This window comes from Pseudomonas allii, assembly GCF_055380095.1.
Genome location: NZ_AP039450.1, coordinates 581,038 through 598,430, shown reverse-complemented (window position 1 = coordinate 598,430; position 17,393 = coordinate 581,038). Strand labels below are relative to the sequence as shown.

14 protein-coding genes and 2 tRNA genes are annotated in these 17,393 nt (G+C 58.3%); 7 read left to right on the top strand and 9 right to left on the bottom strand.

The genetic code is table 11. The features are described 5' to 3' along the window. Positions 1-11: 11 nt before the first annotated feature. The 6 genes from rplI to rnr form a co-directional block, all read right to left on the bottom strand. Positions 12-458 (bottom strand): 50S ribosomal protein L9, encoded by a 447-nt coding sequence (gene rplI / locus ACZ445_RS02645; RefSeq protein WP_003171376.1) that lies wholly within the window; start codon positions 456-458, stop codon positions 12-14. A gap of 18 nt (positions 459-476) precedes the next feature. Further along, the gene (locus ACZ445_RS02640; protein ID WP_058423452.1) at positions 477-1,370 is read right to left on the bottom strand and encodes a YybS family protein; all 894 of its coding nucleotides are present in this window, start codon (positions 1,368-1,370) and stop codon (positions 477-479) included. A 36-nt stretch (positions 1,371-1,406) separates the two neighbouring features. Beyond that, positions 1,407-1,637 (bottom strand): 30S ribosomal protein S18, encoded by a 231-nt coding sequence (rpsR, locus tag ACZ445_RS02635; RefSeq protein ID WP_002551829.1) that lies wholly within the window; start codon positions 1,635-1,637, stop codon positions 1,407-1,409. Positions 1,638-1,665: 28 nt separating this feature from the next. After that, the gene (gene rpsF / locus ACZ445_RS02630; protein WP_010563335.1) at positions 1,666-2,088 is read right to left on the bottom strand and encodes a 30S ribosomal protein S6; all 423 of its coding nucleotides are present in this window, start codon (positions 2,086-2,088) and stop codon (positions 1,666-1,668) included. 291 nt (positions 2,089-2,379) lie between these two features. Continuing rightward, the gene (gene rlmB, locus ACZ445_RS02625; protein WP_058423453.1) at positions 2,380-3,141 is read right to left on the bottom strand and encodes a 23S rRNA (guanosine(2251)-2'-O)-methyltransferase RlmB; all 762 of its coding nucleotides are present in this window, start codon (positions 3,139-3,141) and stop codon (positions 2,380-2,382) included. Beyond that, positions 3,138-5,765, bottom strand: a complete 2,628-nt coding sequence (gene rnr / locus ACZ445_RS02620) for a ribonuclease R (protein WP_058423454.1) — start codon at positions 5,763-5,765, stop codon at positions 3,138-3,140. The genes rlmB and rnr overlap by 4 nt, the downstream gene beginning before the upstream one ends. 225 nt (positions 5,766-5,990) lie before the next feature. Here rnr and ACZ445_RS02615 point away from each other — a divergent pair. The 7 genes from ACZ445_RS02615 (at position 5,991) to ACZ445_RS02585 (ending at position 12,381) form a co-directional block, all read left to right on the top strand. After that, a tRNA-Leu gene (locus ACZ445_RS02615) sits at positions 5,991-6,077 on the top strand. Between the two features lie 152 nt (positions 6,078-6,229). Then, positions 6,230-6,316, top strand: a tRNA-Leu gene (locus ACZ445_RS02610). 145 nt (positions 6,317-6,461) lie between these two features. Beyond that, a complete protein-coding gene (locus tag ACZ445_RS02605) occupies positions 6,462-7,487 on the top strand; it encodes an extracellular solute-binding protein (protein WP_058423455.1) in 1,026 nt (341 codons plus the stop codon). Further along, positions 7,487-9,046 carry an ABC transporter permease gene (locus tag ACZ445_RS02600; protein ID WP_058423456.1) on the top strand — a complete coding sequence of 520 codons (1,560 nt, stop codon included), beginning with the start codon at positions 7,487-7,489 and terminating at the stop codon, positions 9,044-9,046. Before ACZ445_RS02605 ends, ACZ445_RS02600 begins: the two co-directional genes overlap by 1 nt. Before the next feature lie 95 nt (positions 9,047-9,141). Continuing rightward, positions 9,142-9,537: a hypothetical protein gene (locus ACZ445_RS02595; RefSeq protein ID WP_147467444.1), complete on the top strand. Its 396-nt coding sequence runs from the start codon at positions 9,142-9,144 to the stop codon at positions 9,535-9,537. 10 nt (positions 9,538-9,547) lie between these two features. Continuing rightward, positions 9,548-10,903, top strand: a complete 1,356-nt coding sequence (locus ACZ445_RS02590; RefSeq protein WP_058423457.1) for a MinD/ParA family ATP-binding protein — start codon at positions 9,548-9,550, stop codon at positions 10,901-10,903. A gap of 2 nt (positions 10,904-10,905) precedes the next feature. After that, complete coding sequence (locus ACZ445_RS02585; RefSeq protein ID WP_058423458.1) at positions 10,906-12,381, top strand: hypothetical protein; 1,476 nt, start codon at positions 10,906-10,908, stop codon at positions 12,379-12,381. A 116-nt stretch (positions 12,382-12,497) separates the two neighbouring features. Here the strand turns inward: ACZ445_RS02585 and ACZ445_RS02580 are convergent, their stop codons facing one another. From ACZ445_RS02580 to ACZ445_RS02570, 3 genes are all read right to left on the bottom strand, one after another. Then, the gene (locus tag ACZ445_RS02580; protein ID WP_058423459.1) at positions 12,498-14,432 is read right to left on the bottom strand and encodes a methyl-accepting chemotaxis protein; all 1,935 of its coding nucleotides are present in this window, start codon (positions 14,430-14,432) and stop codon (positions 12,498-12,500) included. A 139-nt stretch (positions 14,433-14,571) separates the two neighbouring features. Then, positions 14,572-15,861 carry an adenylosuccinate synthase gene (locus ACZ445_RS02575; RefSeq protein WP_058423460.1) on the bottom strand — a complete coding sequence of 430 codons (1,290 nt, stop codon included), beginning with the start codon at positions 15,859-15,861 and terminating at the stop codon, positions 14,572-14,574. Between the two features lie 54 nt (positions 15,862-15,915). Further along, positions 15,916-17,103 carry an ATP phosphoribosyltransferase regulatory subunit gene (locus ACZ445_RS02570; protein WP_058423461.1) on the bottom strand — a complete coding sequence of 396 codons (1,188 nt, stop codon included), beginning with the start codon at positions 17,101-17,103 and terminating at the stop codon, positions 15,916-15,918. Between the last annotated feature and the right edge of the window lie 290 nt (positions 17,104-17,393).

The window sequence follows — 17,393 nt, the reverse complement described above, 5'->3', positions numbered from 1 at the left end:
TTAGGTGCGGCTTAAGCTGCTACCACGACAACGCGTACGGTGGCTTCAACTTCGGCGTGCAGGTGCACGGCTACGTCGAATTCGCCTACGTTGCGGATGGTGCCGTTCGGCAGACGAACTTCGCTCTTCTGCACTTCAACGCCGGAGGCGGTCAGTGCATCAGCGATGTCGTGGGTGCCGATCGAACCGAACAGCTTGCCTTCGTCACCGGCGGTGGCAGTGATAGTCACTTCCAGCTCAGCCAGTTGGGCAGCGCGAGTTTCGGCCGAAGCTTTTTTGTCTGCTGCGGCTTTTTCCAGCTCGGCACGACGCTCTTCAAACGCAGCCAGGTTGGCAGCGGTTGCGGCGGTGGCTTTGCCGTATGGCAGCAGGTAGTTACGACCGTAGCCGGCCTTAACGTTCACTTTGTCGCCCAGGTTGCCCAGGTTGGCGACTTTTTCCAGAAGGATCAGTTGCATGTGAAAATCCTCTAACTTTTAACCTTCACCGTTCGCGTTATCGGCGTCTTTCGGCGCCAGACGACCGCGAAAATCAATCAGGCCGTCGACAATGGCCAGAACCACGAGTAACGGATAGATCAGCTGCATGAACAGCAGCATTGTTACGTACATCCCCACCAGCCAGAACTTGGCCAGGCGCTTCTGCGCGACCAGCCCGTGAATCAGAGCCAGTCCGGCGAACACCAGCGGTACGCTGCAAAACAGCACCAGCAAGGTGGCTTGTGAACCGAAGTACGGTCCGACCACCATGAGTGCCAGCAGCAACATCGCCGGGCCCACGGGAATTCTGATACTGCGAAATTCGCGACCAAAACCACCCGGGTTGTACAACAACGCTTGCCAATATCGCCCAAGCATCAGGCTCAGCACGCTGACGATCTGCATCATTACCGCCATCAGGCCGATCAGGGCCGGTGCAATCAGTGTCGCAAGACGCGCTCGCTCATCTACCGAAAGCTGCTGGTAGAGTTCCCCGAGGGCCATCGGCAGGATCTTGACGATCTCTTGCGACAGCGCCTCGATCTGCGGGCGGAAAGCCGCGTCGATCAACACCGAAAACACCAACCCCACTGCCACGCTGACCAGCAGCGTGCGGGCCCAGGACTCACTTGCGCGCAAAACCAACGCAAGGCTCGACGACCCCAGCAGTACCAGAAGTACCTTGGGTTCGCCCAGTTGCAGCCACCAGATCAAGGCGGCCAGCACTCCCAGGGCCAGGACGCCAAGGGCATCCTGCAAACCGCGCCGCAGCAGCACAAGGCAACCTGCGGCAGCACCCAACCAATACAACAACGGCAATGCTGCACATCCAGCCACTACCAGAGTGGCCTGCACACGACCGCGCATGATGAACTCAGCTAAGGCGCGCATGCATTCAATCCCTTACTACTTGTCGACTGCCCGGTCTCAGCGGCCGTGGCTGTCGGTGTAGGCCAGCAGGGCCAGGAAGCGGGCGCGCTTGATAGCGGTGGCCAGCTGACGCTGATAACGTGCTTTGGTACCGGTGATACGGCTTGGAACGATTTTGCCGGTCTCGGATACGTAGGCTTTCAGAGTGTTGAGATCTTTGTAATCGATCTCTTTCACGTCTTCAGCGGTGAAGCGGCAGAATTTACGACGACGGAAGAAACGTGCCATTTGATAGGCTCCTTAAAAGGTCCGTGGATTACTCGTCAGCGTTATCGCTGTTGTCGCTGTCATCACTATCAACGCTATCAGCGCCTTCGTGCTCAGGACGGTCGCGACGCTCACGGCGCTCACTGCGGTTTTCTTCAGCCTTGAGCATCTCGGATTGGCCGGTAACGGCTTCTTCGCGACGGATGACCAGGTTACGGATCACAGCATCGTTGTAGCGGAAGTTGTCTTCCAGCTCGGCCAGGGCCTTGCCAGTGCACTCAACGTTCAGCATCACGTAGTGAGCCTTGTGAACATTGTTGATTGCGTAGGCCAGTTGACGACGGCCCCAATCTTCCAGACGGTGGATTTTGCCGCCGTCTTCTTCGATCAGCTTGGTGTAACGCTCAACCATGCCGCCGACTTGCTCGCTTTGATCCGGGTGGACCAAAAAGATGATTTCGTAATGACGCATGAATGCTCCTTACGGGTTGTAGCCTGCCGCTCAAAAACGGTCAGACAAGGAGTGAATGACACTTATGGATCTTGCCGCAGGGAGGCACATCGGTGCCCGCCAGGAAGGCAAGGGGCGCAATTGTAGAGAAGGGGGAGGATGCGCGCAAGGTGATTGGTGATTATTTGAACAATCTTCCAAGCACCCCAACACGACTGTGGGAGGGGGGCTTGCCCCCGATTACGGAGGATCAGCCACATCATCTGCAACTGACACACCGCTATCGGGGGCAAGCCCCCTCCCACATTTTGATCACTTCTTCGGTTTGGCCTTGGCCCTCGCGCCACGCTGGCGCTGGGCCTCGAACAGGCAGACACCGGTGGCCACCGACACGTTGAGACTGCTGACGCTACCGGCCATCGGCAGGTGCACTAGGTAATCGCAATGCTCACGGGTCAGGCGACGCATACCCTTGCCTTCGGCGCCCATGATCAGGATGGTCGGGCCGGTGAGGTCCTGGTCATAAATGCTGACCTCGGCCTCCCCCGCCGTACCCACGACCCACAGGCCACGCTGCTGGAGTTTCTCCAGGGTACGAGCCAGGTTGGTCACGGCCACCAGCGGAATCACTTCCGCCGCGCCACACGCAACTTTACGCACCACCGGCGTCAGGGTCGCCGACTTGTCTTTGGGCACAATCACCGCCAGCGCACCGGCAGCATCCGCCGAGCGCAAGCAGGCGCCGAGGTTGTGCGGGTCGGTCACGCCGTCGAGCACCAGCAGTAGCGGCGCACCTTCGGTGCGGTCGAGCAGCTCATCGAGCATCGCCTCGCCCCAGACCTGGCTCGGACTGACGTCTGCCACCACGCCCTGGTGAACGCCCTCTACCCACACGTCCATTTCACGACGCTCGGCCTGGCCGATGGCAACCTTGTTTTGCGTTGCCAGTTCAACCAGCGCTTGTACGCGCGGCTCGCTGCGGCCTTCCGCCAGCCAGACTTGTTTGACGCGCTTGGGGTGGTGACGCAGCAGTGCTTCTACGGCGTGGACGCCGTAGATTTTTTCCAGACTCATGACTTGGCCTTAGGTTTGCGCGACCCGCCGCTTTTCGCGGGAGCCGAACCCGCTTTTGGCGGGCCTTTACGGTGTTTACTCGGCTTGCTCGACGGCTTTTCCGCCCCGTGGGACTTTCCCCCAGACGCCGCTTTACCACCGCTTTTGGCTTCGTTGAGCAACTGCTGCTTCAATTCACGGCTCTTGCGCAGTTCGGCATTTTTCGCCGCTGCGTCGCTTGGGCGGTAGGCTTCGGGAGCCTTTTCCTTGGTCGATGGGCGGCGACCGGCCTTGGCAGGCGCTGGCTCCACGGCGGCCGCTTTAGCTGGCGCGCCCTTGCCTTTGCTGGTCGGTTCGCTGCCACGCTTTTTACGGCTGCCCGGCGATTCAGCCGGCTTATCAGGCATACCGAAGTCAATCTTGCGTTCGTCGAGGTCGACGCGCATGACCTGCACTTCCACGGTATCGCCCAGACGGAAGCTACGACCGCTGCGCTCGCCCGCCAGGCGGTGGTGCACAGGGTCAAAGTGATAGTAGTCGCCCGGCAAGGCGGTGACGTGCACCAGGCCCTCGACGTAGATATCGGTCAGTTCCACGAACAGACCAAAGCCGGTCACGGCCGTGATCACACCCGGGAACGACTCGCCTACACGATCTTTCATGAACTCGCACTTGAGCCAGTTCACCACGTCGCGGGTGGCTTCGTCGGCGCGGCGTTCGCTCATCGAGCACTGCTCGCCCAGCTGTTCCAGGGCCGCTTCGTCGTACGGATAGATCCGTGCCTTCGGAATGGTCATGGCACCGGCGCGCTTGACATGCGGGGTGTTCTGCTTGGAGTGGATCACGCTGCGGATGGCGCGGTGCGTGAGCAGGTCCGGGTAACGACGGATCGGCGAGGTGAAGTGGGTGTACGCCTCGTAATTCAGGCCGAAGTGGCCCTGGTTGTCGGCGCTGTACACCGCCTGGCTAAGGGAGCGCAGCATGACAGTCTGGATCACGTGGTAATCCGGACGGTCCTTGATGCTGGCCAGCAGAGCCTGGTAATCCTTCGGCGTCGGGCCGTCCTTGCCTTTGTGCAGGGACAGGCCGAGTTCACCGAGGAACGCGCGCAGTTTTTCCAGGCGTTCCGGCGGCGGGCCGTCGTGCACCCGGTACAACGCAGGGATCTCATGCTTCTTCAGGAATTCAGCGGTGGCCACGTTGGCCGCCAGCATGCATTCCTCGATCAGCTTGTGCGCATCGTTGCGGGTGGTCGGGGTGATCGCGGCGATCTTGCGCTCGGAGCCGAAAACAATCCGGGTTTCCTGGGTTTCAAAATCGATCGCGCCACGGGTATGACGTGCGCCCAGCAACACCTTGTACAGCGCATAGAGCTGCTTGAGGTGCGGCACGACATGGCCGTACTCGCCACGCAGGGCTTTGGCTTCGCTGGTTTTCGGCTGTTCCAGGATGGTGCTGACCTTGTTGTAGGTCAGGCGCGCCTGGGAGTGGATCACCGCTTCGTAGAACTGGTAGTCCGTCATTTCGCCGGTTTTCGAGATAGTCATCTCGCACACCATGGCCAAACGGTCGACTTTCGGGTTCAGCGAGCACAGGCCGTTGGACAACTCCTCGGGCAGCATCGGAATCACGCGCTCGGGGAAGTACACCGAGTTGCCACGCACCTGCGCCTCGGCATCCAGGGCCGAACCGATCTTCACGTAGCTGGAGACGTCGGCAATCGCCACGTACAACTTCCAGCCGCCGGAAAACAGGCGCAGCTTGCCTGGCTTGGCTTCGCAGTAGACCGCATCGTCGAAGTCGCGGGCGTCTTCGCCATCGATGGTGACGAACGGCAGATCGCGCAGGTCAATACGCTTCTCTTTGTCCTTCTCTTCGACTTCCGGCTTGAGCTTGCGCGCCTCTTTTACGACGGCTTCAGGCCAGACGTGAGGAATATCGTAGGTGCGCAGCGCGACATCGATTTCCATGCCCGGCGCCATGTAGTTGCCGACCACTTCAATCACATCACCTTGCGGCTGGAAGCGCGGCGTCGGCCAGTGGGTGATCTTCACCTCGACGAACTGGCCGATCTTGGCGTTGGCGTTGCGGCCCGGGGTGATCAGCACTTCCTGCTGGACCTTGGGGTTATCCGGCACGACAAAACCGATGCCGCCTTCTTCGAAGTAGCGACCAACGATGGTCTCGTGACCACGGGACACCACTTCGACGATCACGCCTTCGCGGCGACCGCGACGGTCGAGGCCGGAAACGCGCGCCAGGGCACGGTCGCCATCGAACACCAGGCGCATTTGCGCCGGGCTCATGAACAGATCGTCGCTGCCGTCGTCCGGGATCAGAAAGCCGAAGCCGTCACGGTGGCCGGCGATGCGGCCGAGGATCAGGTCGAGCTTGTCCACAGGCGCATAGGTGCCACGGCGGGTGTAGATCAGTTGTGCGTCGCGCTCCATGGCGCGCAGGCGGCGGCGCAGGGCTTCGAGTTGGTCTTCGGTGGTCAGACCGAATTCTTCGACCAACTGCTCGCGGCTAGCAGGCGAACCCCGATCGGCGAGATGCGCCAGGATCAGTTCGCGGCTAGGAATAGGGTTTTCATATTTTTCCGCTTCACGAGCGGCCTCGGGATCGAGGGACTGCCAATCGGCCATTAGAGAGTTTTCACCTTGTCTATATGCGGGTTAGTTTGGCATACGCGTATTGAAACGGGAAATTTCAGACGTCAACAAGCCTTTTAAAGCCCTTTGCAGCCCGCAACGGGCACCTTGCACGACCACTGGCGAAATTTTCCAGGCTTTTTTCGTGGCGGGGGTTTACAGCTTAAAATCCCCTCCGTATAGTGCGCGCCATCGACGACGGCAACGTTGTTTGATAATGCCCAGGTGGTGAAATTGGTAGACACGCCAGCTTCAGGTGCTGGTGACCTTACGGTCGTGGAAGTTCGAGTCTTCTCCTGGGCACCAAATTCAGATAAAACCCGCGAAAGCGGGTTTTTTCGTTTCAAGGCTTTGATTTTTAACGGAAAACTTGATTTATTTTTTTGAATCAGGGGTTTACAGATCAAAAAGCCCTCCGTATAGTTCGCTCCATCAACGGCGCAAGCGTTGTTGATAATGCCCAGGTGGTGAAATTGGTAGACACGCCAGCTTCAGGTGCTGGTGATCGCAAGGTCGTGGAAGTTCGAGTCTTCTCCTGGGCACCAAATTCAGATCAAACCCGCGAAAGCGGGTTTTTTCGTTTCCGTGGTTTGAAAACTTCCCTGTCGATTTCCGCCTGCATCCGCACCTGAGAAACTTTATCGTTTATCCTTGCAATGATTTGTTGCACACAAGCGAGGAAAACTTCGGATGACCATCCGCGATACCCGTCTCAAGACATCCCTTCTGCGTGGCCTGACCCTCACCCTGCTCGGCCTGACCTTGCTCTCCCCCACCGCCTATTCCGCCGACAAGGTCTCCCTGACCCTGTACAACGGCCAGCACAAAGAAGTCGGCGACGAACTCGCCAAGGCATTCGAAGCCAAGACCGGCATCCACGTCAACGTGCGCAAAGGCAGCAGTAACCAGCTGGCCAGCCAGGTCGTCGAAGAAGGCGACCGCTCCCCCGCCGACGTGATCTACACCGAAGAATCGCCGCCGCTGAACAAACTCGGCGAGCAAGGGCTGCTGGCCAAGATCGACGCCAACACCCTCGACGTATTGCCCAAGGATTATGTTGGCGCCCATGGCGACTGGATGGGTGTGACCGCGCGCACCCGTGTCGTGGCCTTCAACCCGAAGCTGATTGCTGAAAAAGACCTGCCCAAATCGGTACTCGACTTTGCCGGCCCCGAGTGGCAAGGCAAGGTCGGCTTCGTGCCAACCAGCGGCGCATTCCAGGAACAGGCTGTGGCGATCATCAAGCTGCACGGTCGTGAAGCCGCCGAAGAATGGCTGACCGGCCTGCGCGCCTTCGGCAAGGTGTACAGCAACAACATGGTTGCGCTGAAAGCCGTCGAAAACGGCGAAGTGGCCACCGTTCTGGTGAACAACTACTACTGGTTCGCCCTGAAGAAAGAAAAGACCCATCTGGATTCCCAACTGCACTACTTCACCAATGGCGACGCCGGTGGCTTGATCACCGTGTCTTCGGCCGCCGCGCTGAAATCCAGCAAGCACCCCAAGGAAGCCCAGCAACTGTTGGCATTCATGGCCAGTGAAGAAGGCCAGCGCGTGATCACCAATACCTCGGCCGAATACCCGCTGCGCAAGGGTATGGAATCCAATCGCGGTCTCAAGCCTTTCAGCGAACTGCAACCGCCGAAAGTCACCCCGGCAGACCTGGGCAATGCCGAAGAAGCCCTGGACCTGGAACGTGACGTTGGCTTGAACTGATGAACCCATCGCTACCCGCCCTGCGCACAGGGTTCAGCCCACGGCGCAAGCGCCCGTCAATCTGGCTGTTGCTGCCGGTGCTGTTTCTGGTTGGCTTGAGCCTGCTGCCGCTGGCGTACGTCGGCACCAAGGCCTGGCAAGCAGGCTGGGCGGAGGCGGTGCATCTGCTGTGGCGCCCCTATGTGTTTGGGTTGCTGCGCAACACCCTGGCGCTGATGATCGGGGTAACGGTAGCGTGCGGCGTGATCGGCCTGTCCCTGGCTTGGTTGCTGGAGCGCAGCAACCTGCCAGGGCGGCGCATCTGGGGTGTGATCCTGTGCCTGCCGTTTGCGGTGCCGGCGTTTGTCAGCAGCTTTACCTGGGTGTCGTTGAGCGCCAGTTTCGAAGGGCTCGGCGGCGCCATCCTGGTGATGAGCCTGTCCAAATACCCGTTGGTGTTCTTGCCGGTGGCGGCGACCCTGCGCAATCTTGATCCGTCCCTGGAAGAATCGGCCCGCACCCTGGGACTGAACCGCTGGGGCATCTTCTTTCACGTGACATTGCCGCTACTGTGGCCCTCGCTGCTGGCCGGGGCACTGCTGATCGCGCTGCACATGCTGGTGGAGTTCGGTGCACTGTCGATCATCGGCTTGCAGACCTTCACCACCGCGATCTACCAGCAGTTCGAGCTGGAGTTCAGCAACGCGAATGCCGCGATGCTCTCGGCCGTGCTGCTGGTGATGTGCCTGACGCTGCTGTGGCTGGAGCTGCGCGTGCGCGGCAAGGGCAGGCACGTGCGCATTGGCCAGGGCGCAGCGCGACATGCGGAGCAGGTTCGATTGGGTAAGTGGGCGCCACTGGGCCAGGTGTATTGCCTGGCGCTGGCGATCATCGGCAGCGGCATTCCGCTGGGGATGCTCGGTTATTGGCTGGCGGTGGGCTCTTCTGCCGCGTTCCCGGTAGTAGAGATCGGTGAAGCGTTGCTGTCCTCATTGGCACTGTCCCTCGGAGGCGCCGCGTTGTGCCTGGTACTGGCGGTGCCGGTCGGGTTACTGGTAGTGCGCTACAAAGGCCAACTGGCGGTATGGGCCGAGCGCCTGCCGTACCTGCTGCACGCCCTGCCCGGCCTGGTGATTGCGCTGACCCTGGTGTATTTCGCCCTGCACTACGTGCCGGCGCTGTATCAGACGTCAGCGTTGCTGTTGATTGCTTATGCGTTGCTGTTTTTGCCGCTGGCCCAGGCGCCGATTCGTACGGCTCTGAACAAGGCTGCGCCGCAGCTGGAAGAGGCTGCACGCACGCTGGGCGCCTCGCCGTTCAGTGCGTTTTGCAGAGTGACGTTGCCGATTATTTTCCCGGCATTGGGGGCGGCGTTTGCGCTGGTGTTCCTGGATGCGATGAAGGAATTGACGGCGACGTTGCTGCTCAGTCCGACGGGGCTGAATACCTTGGCGACTGCTGTGTGGGCGCATACCTCGAATATTGAGTTCGCGGCAGCAGCGCCATATGCGGCGCTGTTGATTTTGGTGTCGGGGTTGCCGGTTTATCTGCTGACAACCCGGATGTACCTGAGTCGCTAAGCCCTCAAACGCGCATATTCCCTAGTAACAAATTACAATGGATTTCAGCCATCCGAACGACTATTGTTCCTTCATTTTTTGAAGGTTAGAGATAGATGCCTTACGCCCCAGACATGAGAGCAGCAGCGAGACGACATCTGGAAGCAGCTGACATTCTAGACCCTACTAACCGCAGAGATGTTGCTGGTTACTTGTACGGAATTGCTGCCGAATGCGGAGTAAAGGCATTGATGCTTGAAATCGGGTTCAGGCCACTCGCGAGCCGTGAAAATGACCCCTTTTTCGCACACTTTCCAACGCTGAAAACGCTACTCAGAAACAAGCTTGAAGGCAGAAATGCCACTGTTTTACGCAGACACGTTCTGAACGACAACTTTTTTTCAGATTGGGATATAACGATGCGCTACAGCAAAGGAAACCAAATCCCAACCAGACTGTTGGATCAGTGGAAAGCGCAGGCCGTTAGTGTAATTGGCTCTATTGGTACCTGAGGATTTATTGATGCGCGTTCACTTCGATGACAGCCTTAGAATACTTGCCACAACAGTGGCTAGACAGCTTGGAGATGAGGCACTTTCTGACGGTGTCGTATTACGCGACACCACCGGCAGATTGGCATTTTTTAGTAACTCGATTTTGTCTCCAGCGACTATCGAGCAACTATCGACATCACTGCGGTCGTCCCTTAAGCACTACGCCCGAGACGATCAACTGGTAGCTGACATTTCGGAATATGGAGTCAGTGATTTATTAATCGAAAACACGATAACTTCCCTTATCATAGAAGGGCGGAAAATTCGCCTAATAGATAGACGTCTGGTTGGAGCGGATTGGCTACGCGCCCCAGCCCCACCTAACTCAGCGCCACCGCGCTTCGTCTTTTCAAGCATTAAAGGCGGAGTTGGGCGATCGACAGCGCTTGCAGTTGTAGCGGCGGATTTGGCTGCTCGCGGCTTAAAAGTTTTAGCTATAGATTTGGACATTGAGGCTCCAGGGCTCGGCGCTATTCTTCTGAACGATGACACGCTCCCTGAGTTTGGCTTGCTAGATGCCTTAGTTGAAAATGGACTTACAGCACTGGACGAAACTTTCTTGGCCGACTTAGTCAGCCCGTCACCATTGACTGGTAATAACGGCCGAATAGACGTTATACCTGTCTTGGGTCGGCGCTCAATAAATAATCCGTCTGAAGTCCTAGCAAAAATTGCTCGGGCTTACGCCGAGGACATTACCCCCGAAGGACAAGTAATTACGGTTCTTGACCAAATTTCATCACTAATCGACCAGTTTTCTGATCCGCGTCGGTATGACGTTATCCTGGTCGATGCTCGTGCCGGCCTTCACGAAACCACTGCTTCTGCGTTATTAGGTTTAGGGGCGGAAGTATTCCTTTTCGGACTAGATGAGCCACAAACCTTTCAAGGCTTTAGAATTCTACTATCCCATATGGCTAAGTTCACTAACGCCGAGCAATTGCCTGGCTGGCTAAGCCGATTCACAATTATCCAAGGCAAAGCTCCCGCAGAATCGGAGCTTCGCAAAGACTTTGCAGAACGTTGCGAAAGCTTGTTTACTACTATCGGACTAGGGCCTCACCAGAAAAGCCCAATTAACGAGATCAACCATGAGATCAGCGACTTTGATCAGTTGGAGTGGGACGATGAGATTTCCGACGCAGATGTGCTACCAGCTGAAGACCCTAATTATTTCACCCCTTTAGCAATCATCGACGACTCACGATACAAAAGCTTCAATCCTTTAATAAAACGCGACCTAATCGAAAACAGCATCTACAGCTCCTCCTATCAGGAACTACTAGACAAGATAAACAATAGCATCCCTCAGCTCCTGGAATAAAAATGAATCTTTCCCAAGACGACTTTCGAGCACTTCGTAACGCCGTCGCTCAATTCCCAGGCGACGTATCTAATGATGCGGTTGGCGCCCATGTGGCAAAAATTGAGGACCTCTATGCACCAGAAAAACACGCTGTTGCGCTAGATCCAATGATTCCAATTGTTGTGGGATCGCGCGGCAGCGGCAAAAGTTTTTGGTCAAGTGTTCTTGGTCAGACTGAAACACTGAAGGAAGCAGCTATTGCTTATCCCAAGCTAGGCCTCTCTGAACTGATTGTTCGGTTTGGATACACTGGCGTCGGAGGCCCTGATGGCATATCTCATGAAGCGATTGATAAATATGTACCTGCTACCGCTGCGCTCGATGAAGCTAAAGCTTTTTGGTGGGCAACTATTTTAAGTGCAGCGGCTCAGTCAGCAGGAAAGCTTAGTAGCAGACCGGGGAAATTTATCAGTGCTGGAATGGATTGGGAGCTTCGAGAAGATCTGCTCATTGATCATGAGCACCGGCTTCGTGACGAAGGAAAAACTTTACTGATTGTCTATGACGCGCTCGATACCGTAGCACGCACATGGCCGCGGCGACGGCTGCTGACAGAGGCCCTTTTGGAAGTGGTATGGGCTATGCGCGCCTACCGCTCTATTCGCGTCAAACTTTTTTTACGTCCTGACCAGATTGAGGATGATGCACTACGATTCGTAGAACTTCCGAAACTCCGAACTGGGGCAGTCCGCTTGGCGTGGTCTTGGACAGACCTCTATGGCCTTCTGTATTCGCGACTAGCCTCATCAAGTAAGGAAGACACTCGTAAAGCGTTTAACAAGCTACTGACAGCTAATAATCTACCTAAACCCAGCAGGAAATCCATCTTGACTCGGCGGTGGTCTCTGATCCATGACGAGGAAGATCAGAAGAACTTGATGATTGAATTCTCCGGCCCATATATGGGAACTGGTAGCTATGCATTCAAAAAAGGCAGCACCTACGAATGGCCGTTGAGACATACTGCTGACGCCCATGCGGAAGTTACACCAAGAAGCTTCCTGGGACTGATGAATGCGGCAGCGAAATATGGTGTTGCGCCCCTAGACAAGGTTTTAACTCCTGATGGCATCAGACATGGCCTCCGTGAAGCCTCTAAGACACGTGTCGACCAACTGCATCAAGAATTCCCATGGATCAAGGGGGTCCTAGCGCCTCTAGCAGGCCTACTCTTGCCGCAAGATGATCATGCAGTATTTGACGTATGGAGAAAGGCAGGAACTATAAAGACATTAGTTGCAGACGCAAAACGTCACAGCTACCTTCTGCCCTTTAAAAACCAAGAGGCACATAAGGAGGAAGAACTCTCGAAGATGCTTGAAGAGATAGGTGTAATGTATCGGCGGAATGACGGTCGCTTAGATATGCCCGACCTTTTTCGAGTTGCGGCAAAACTATTGAAAAAAGGCGCATTGGCACCATCGCAGCATCGCTAACCCCATAATACTGAGACGATGCCCCCCAGCGCCAATATGCTTCCCTGGAGAACATTTGAATGAGTATGTAGCCAAATTCAAGACTAATTAGCCTGCCCGTCCATCTGGCTATCCACCTAGGCCCTGAACTGCCCCAGGCTCGCCTTCAACTGCGCCGCCAACCCATCCAGCACCTTGCCACTGGCGGTAGTCTCCACCACCGCCTGAGCAGCACGCTCGGCCTGGGCATGGATCACCTCGACCCGGCCGCGCACCGCATGGGCGCCCTGGGCCTGGTGCTCGGCTGCACGCGTCGCCAAACCAATCGCGGCATGCACCTGCTCCACCGAGGCCTGCACCGTCTGCTGCAAGCGCACGCTGTCACGCAGCACCAGCAAGCCCTCATTCGCCTGACGCCCAGCCTTGCCGATGGTTTCCACCGCCTCCCGCGCGCCTTGCTGCAACGCCACGATATGCGCCTGGATATCGCCGGTGGAGCTTTGGGTCTTGCTCGCCAGTGCCCGTACTTCGTCTGCCACCACCGCGAAGCCGCGCCCGGTCTCGCCGGCACGCGCCGCTTCGATCGCCGCGTTGAGTGCCAACAGGTTGGTTTGCTCGGCAATGCCGTGAATGACAGTCAACACCACCTCGATCTGCTCGCTTTGCTGGGCCAGGCGCTCGATGACCGTGGAACCGGCCTGGACTTGCCCCGCCAGCGCCTCGATCAAACTGCCGACTTCAGCCGAGGTGCGCGAGTTCTCGTCCGTGGCCTGACGGATATCCACCACCTGCTGCAACGCCGCCTGCATCGCATGACTTTCGGCCTGCGCCTCATCGGCCATTTGCGACAGTGCGCGCAAGCTCTCGGCCACTTCATCGCGCTGCAAGCCGGCGGCCGCATCGGCACCTGCGTTGCGCAGGGTCATGGCACCAATTTCCACACCGGTACGCTGGGCCACATCCCCCGCCTCACGCACGATGGGCTGCAACTTATCCACAAAGCGATTGACCGCCGAAGCCATGTCGCCGATTTCATCTTTGCTGCTGATCTGCACGCGCTTGGTGAGATCACCCTCGCCCGCCGCCAAATCGTCCATGGCCGCGATCAGCAGCTTCAAGCGGTTGACCACACGGCGACCCAGCACCACAGCGATCAACAGCAATACGCCAAGACCGACCAGCGCGAGCCCCATGCCGATACGCCAGCGCAGGGTGCCAGCAGCGTCCTGCACGGCGCTGGTGGTGTTGGCCGTCATCTGGGTGGCCGTGGCTTGCGCAGATTGCAAGCGGGCGCCCATGGCAGCAGCGCTATCAGCCGCCGCGCCCTTGAGGCTATCGCCGACCAGTTGATCGCCGCTGGCGATCAGCGCCGCAAAACGCTTGTCGAGCGCTTGCAGATCAGCCTCGACCGCAGCCGTCGAAACCCCCATGCGCACCTTGCCGATCTCTACGCCATTGGGGCTGATGGACGCCTCCACGTAAAACACCGAAGGATCATCCTTGGCCGCATCCAACACTTTATCCAGGGCACGATCCCCCTTGCCCTTATCCAACAGCGCCTGGTTGATCGGGTTTTCACGGTTCAGGTAGCGAGTCAGGTGCTCGCCCGCCGCGTCGTCATAGACCACGAACAGCACGTTGGGATTGCGCTGGGCGCGCCGGGCGAACTCCGACAGCGTCGGCACGTCGCTGTCCCACATGGCGCGGGGCGCCACCGAGGCCAGCAGTTGCGCCATGTCATTGGCAGAGTCTTTCAGGTCTTTTTCCAGGGTCGCACGCAGTTGCTTCTGCTCTTCCTGCAAACGGGTCGATAACCCTGCGGTCAGACGCTGACGGGTGCTTGTAGACAAGCTATCGAGACTGGACGTGACTTCCTTGCCAGCCTGGGTCAATTCGCCGGACAGCTTCTGGCTGTCGACACCCAGGCGATTGCCCAGATCAGCCTCCAGTGCAGTGACCGTGCTTCGCGTCAGGGCGACCGCCACCAGCACTTGCACCAAAAGAGCGATACCTAGGGTAACGAACACCGGCCGCAACAGACGGCTTTGTAACAATGAGAGAACGGCAGACATCGGGAATCCCTCCACCACGGGTGCCATTAATTTGATAGCACCGCGAAAGAAAGAACCAAAGCAAGGGTCGTGCCGCTCGGGCGATAGAAACGACAAAGGGCTCCCTAAGGAGCCCTTTGCTTTTTACATCAACAGCTTATTAAGCGAACGGATGACGCAGAACGATGGTTTCGTTGCGGTCCGGACCTGTCGAAATAATGTCGATCGGCGCGCCGATCAGTGCTTCAACACGCTTGATGTAGGCACGGGCGTTAGCCGGCAGTTCTTCCAGGGTCTTGGCGCCCACGGTCGATTCGGTCCAGCCCGGCACTTCTTCGTACACAGGCTGCAGGCCCACGTAGCTGTCGGCGTCGGTCGGAGCAACGTCCTTGCCTTCGGCATCTTTGTAGCCGATGCAGATGTTGATGGTTTCCAGGCCATCGAGCACGTCCAGCTTGGTCAGGCAGATGCCCGAGATACTGTTCACATCGATAGCGCGACGCAGGATAACGGCGTCAAACCAGCCGCAACGACGGGCACGGCCGGTGGTCGCACCAAACTCGTGACCTTGCTTGGCCAGGTGAGCGCCGACTTCGTCGAACAGCTCAGTCGGGAACGGACCCGAACCGACACGGGTGGTGTAGGCCTTGGTGATGCCCAGGATGTAGTCCAGGAACATCGGGCCAACGCCCGAACCAGTGGCAACGCCGCCAGCAGTAGTGTTCGAGCTGGTCACGTACGGGTAGGTGCCGTGGTCGATGTCCAGCAGGGAGCCTTGGGCGCCTTCGAACATGATGTCTTTGCCGGCGCGGCGCAGGTCGTGCAACTCGGCGGTCACGTCGAGCATCAGCGGCTTGAGCAGCTCAGCGTATTCCTTGCACTCGGCCAGGGTCTTTTCGAACTCGATGGCCGGTTCTTTGTAGTAACCCACCAGCATGAAGTTGTGGTAATCCACCAATTCACGCAGCTTGTCTTCAAAGCGCGGCATGTTGAGCAGGTCGCCCACACGCAGGCCACGACGTGCAACCTTGTCTTCGTAGGCTGGGCCGATGCCACGACCGGTGGTGCCGATCTTCAGCTCGCCACGGGCCTTTTCACGGGCCTGGTCCAGCGCAACGTGGAAGGACAGGATCAGCGGGCAAGACGGGCTGATACGCAGGCGCTCGCGCACCGGTACGCCTTTTTCTTCCAGCTTGGTGATCTCACGCAGCAGGGCATCCGGTGCAACCACCACGCCGTTGCCGATCAGGCACTGCACGCCTTCGCGCAGTACGCCCGACGGGATCAGGTGCAAAACGGTTTTTTCGCCATCGATGACCAGGGTATGGCCAGCGTTGTGGCCACCTTGGTAGCGCACTACGGCGGCAGCATGTTCGGTCAGCAGATCAACGATCTTGCCTTTGCCCTCATCACCCCATTGGGTGCCCAGGACTACGACATTCTTACCCATAACACTTGTCCTCATTCGCGCAAACTTGGTGCCGGCGATGGCCGGCAGGAAAACTCAAGAAGCCAGTGGCGATACTTGCCAAAGCCCGTTCTGCAGAATCAATTGCCGGTCGCAGTCCGCTGCACGGGCGGCGGCCAATGGCTGGCCAGGCAGGGCCTGGACAACACGCTGACCCTCACTGCGCAACTGGCAAACCTGCTGCCAGAGTGCTGCGTCCGTACTGTCGGGCATCCAGATGCCACCAGACGGCAGCTCGACCTCAGCACGCCCCAGGGTCACCAGGGTTTTCAAATCGGTGGAAAAACCGGTGGCCGGACGCGCACGACCGAAGTCGGCGCCGATATCGTCATAACGACCGCCTTGGGCGATGGCCTGGCCAACACCCGGTACAAACACCGCGAACACCACGCCGGTGTGGTAGTGGTAACCGCGCAACTCACCCAGATCAAAGTACAGCGGCAGCTCCGGGAAGCGCGCCGACAACTGCTCGGCAATTGCCAACACGTCATCCATTGCCGCCCGTACTGGCGCCGGCGCATTGGCCAGGCGCTCACGCGCAGCCACCAGCACTTCACGGCCGCCGCACAGGTTGACCAGTGCACGCAGCATGTCAGCCAGGTCGGCAGGCACGCCGGCCGTGAGGTCGATCACTTCATCGATGGCCTTGCGTTGCAGGGCATCGAACAGCTGTTGTTCCACTTCACCGGACAAACCGGCGGCACGGGCCAAGCCACGGTAGATACCCACGTGACCCAGGTCCATGTGGACATCCGGTACGTCAGCCAGTTGCAGCATGGCCAGCATCAAGCTGATTACTTCAACGTCGCTGCTCGGGCTGGCATCGCCGTACAACTCGGCGCCCAACTGGATCGGGCTACGGGACGACGACAACGCACGCGGCTGCGCATGCAACACGCTGCCCGCGTAGCACAGGCGGCTCGGACCTTCGCGGCGCAGGGTGTGCGCATCGATGCGCGCCACTTGCGGCGTGATATCGGCACGGAAGCCCATCTGACGGCCCGACTGCGGGTCGATGACCTTGAAGGTGCGCAGATCCAGGTCCTGGCCCGCGCCGGTCAGCAGGGATTCCAGGTACTCGATATGGGGGGTCACGACAAACTCGTAACCCCAGCTCTGGAACAGATCCAACACCTGGCGACGCGCTATTTCGATGCGCGCAGCTTCCGGTGGCAGTACTTCTTCGATGCCATCTGGCAGCAGCCAGCGGTCTACCGTTGCCATTACGCCATTCCCCTTTGATCCGGGCGGCCAGCCCTCGGCCGAGCCTTGAGTGAAGCAGAAAATGCACGCCGCCTGCATAAACCACGCGCAAGAGCGACGTGACGAACGGCCTGTAATCGGCCTCGTCGGGCACTTTCCTCGAAAAACCTGTCACGCCTGCCGAATCAAACATGCAGACGCAAAAAAGCCGGGAATTTCCCGGCTGCCGCATCATACACCCGTTTTCTGAAAGGATCACCCCGCCAGGCGTTTTAGCCGCCCGACGGAGTGCTTCCTACACAGTGACGAGC

Coding starts and splice junctions, on each gene's coding strand:
- ACZ445_RS02640 (WP_058423452.1), bottom strand. CDS start 1,370: ATGCGCGCCTTAGCTGAGTTCATCATGCGCGGTCGTGTGCAGGCCACT.
- ACZ445_RS02585 (WP_058423458.1), top strand. CDS start 10,906: ATGAATCTTTCCCAAGACGACTTTCGAGCACTTCGTAACGCCGTCGCT.
- rnr (WP_058423454.1), bottom strand. CDS start 5,765: ATGGCCGATTGGCAGTCCCTCGATCCCGAGGCCGCTCGTGAAGCGGAA.
- rlmB (WP_058423453.1), bottom strand. CDS start 3,141: ATGAGTCTGGAAAAAATCTACGGCGTCCACGCCGTAGAAGCACTGCTG.
- ACZ445_RS02590 (WP_058423457.1), top strand. CDS start 9,548: ATGCGCGTTCACTTCGATGACAGCCTTAGAATACTTGCCACAACAGTG.
- ACZ445_RS02570 (WP_058423461.1), bottom strand. CDS start 17,103: ATGGCAACGGTAGACCGCTGGCTGCTGCCAGATGGCATCGAAGAAGTA.
- ACZ445_RS02605 (WP_058423455.1), top strand. CDS start 6,462: ATGACCATCCGCGATACCCGTCTCAAGACATCCCTTCTGCGTGGCCTG.
- rplI (WP_003171376.1), bottom strand. CDS start 458: ATGCAACTGATCCTTCTGGAAAAAGTCGCCAACCTGGGCAACCTGGGC.
- ACZ445_RS02600 (WP_058423456.1), top strand. CDS start 7,487: ATGAACCCATCGCTACCCGCCCTGCGCACAGGGTTCAGCCCACGGCGC.
- rpsR (WP_002551829.1), bottom strand. CDS start 1,637: ATGGCACGTTTCTTCCGTCGTCGTAAATTCTGCCGCTTCACCGCTGAA.
- rpsF (WP_010563335.1), bottom strand. CDS start 2,088: ATGCGTCATTACGAAATCATCTTTTTGGTCCACCCGGATCAAAGCGAG.
- ACZ445_RS02595 (WP_147467444.1), top strand. CDS start 9,142: ATGCCTTACGCCCCAGACATGAGAGCAGCAGCGAGACGACATCTGGAA.
- ACZ445_RS02575 (WP_058423460.1), bottom strand. CDS start 15,861: ATGGGTAAGAATGTCGTAGTCCTGGGCACCCAATGGGGTGATGAGGGC.
- ACZ445_RS02580 (WP_058423459.1), bottom strand. CDS start 14,432: ATGTCTGCCGTTCTCTCATTGTTACAAAGCCGTCTGTTGCGGCCGGTG.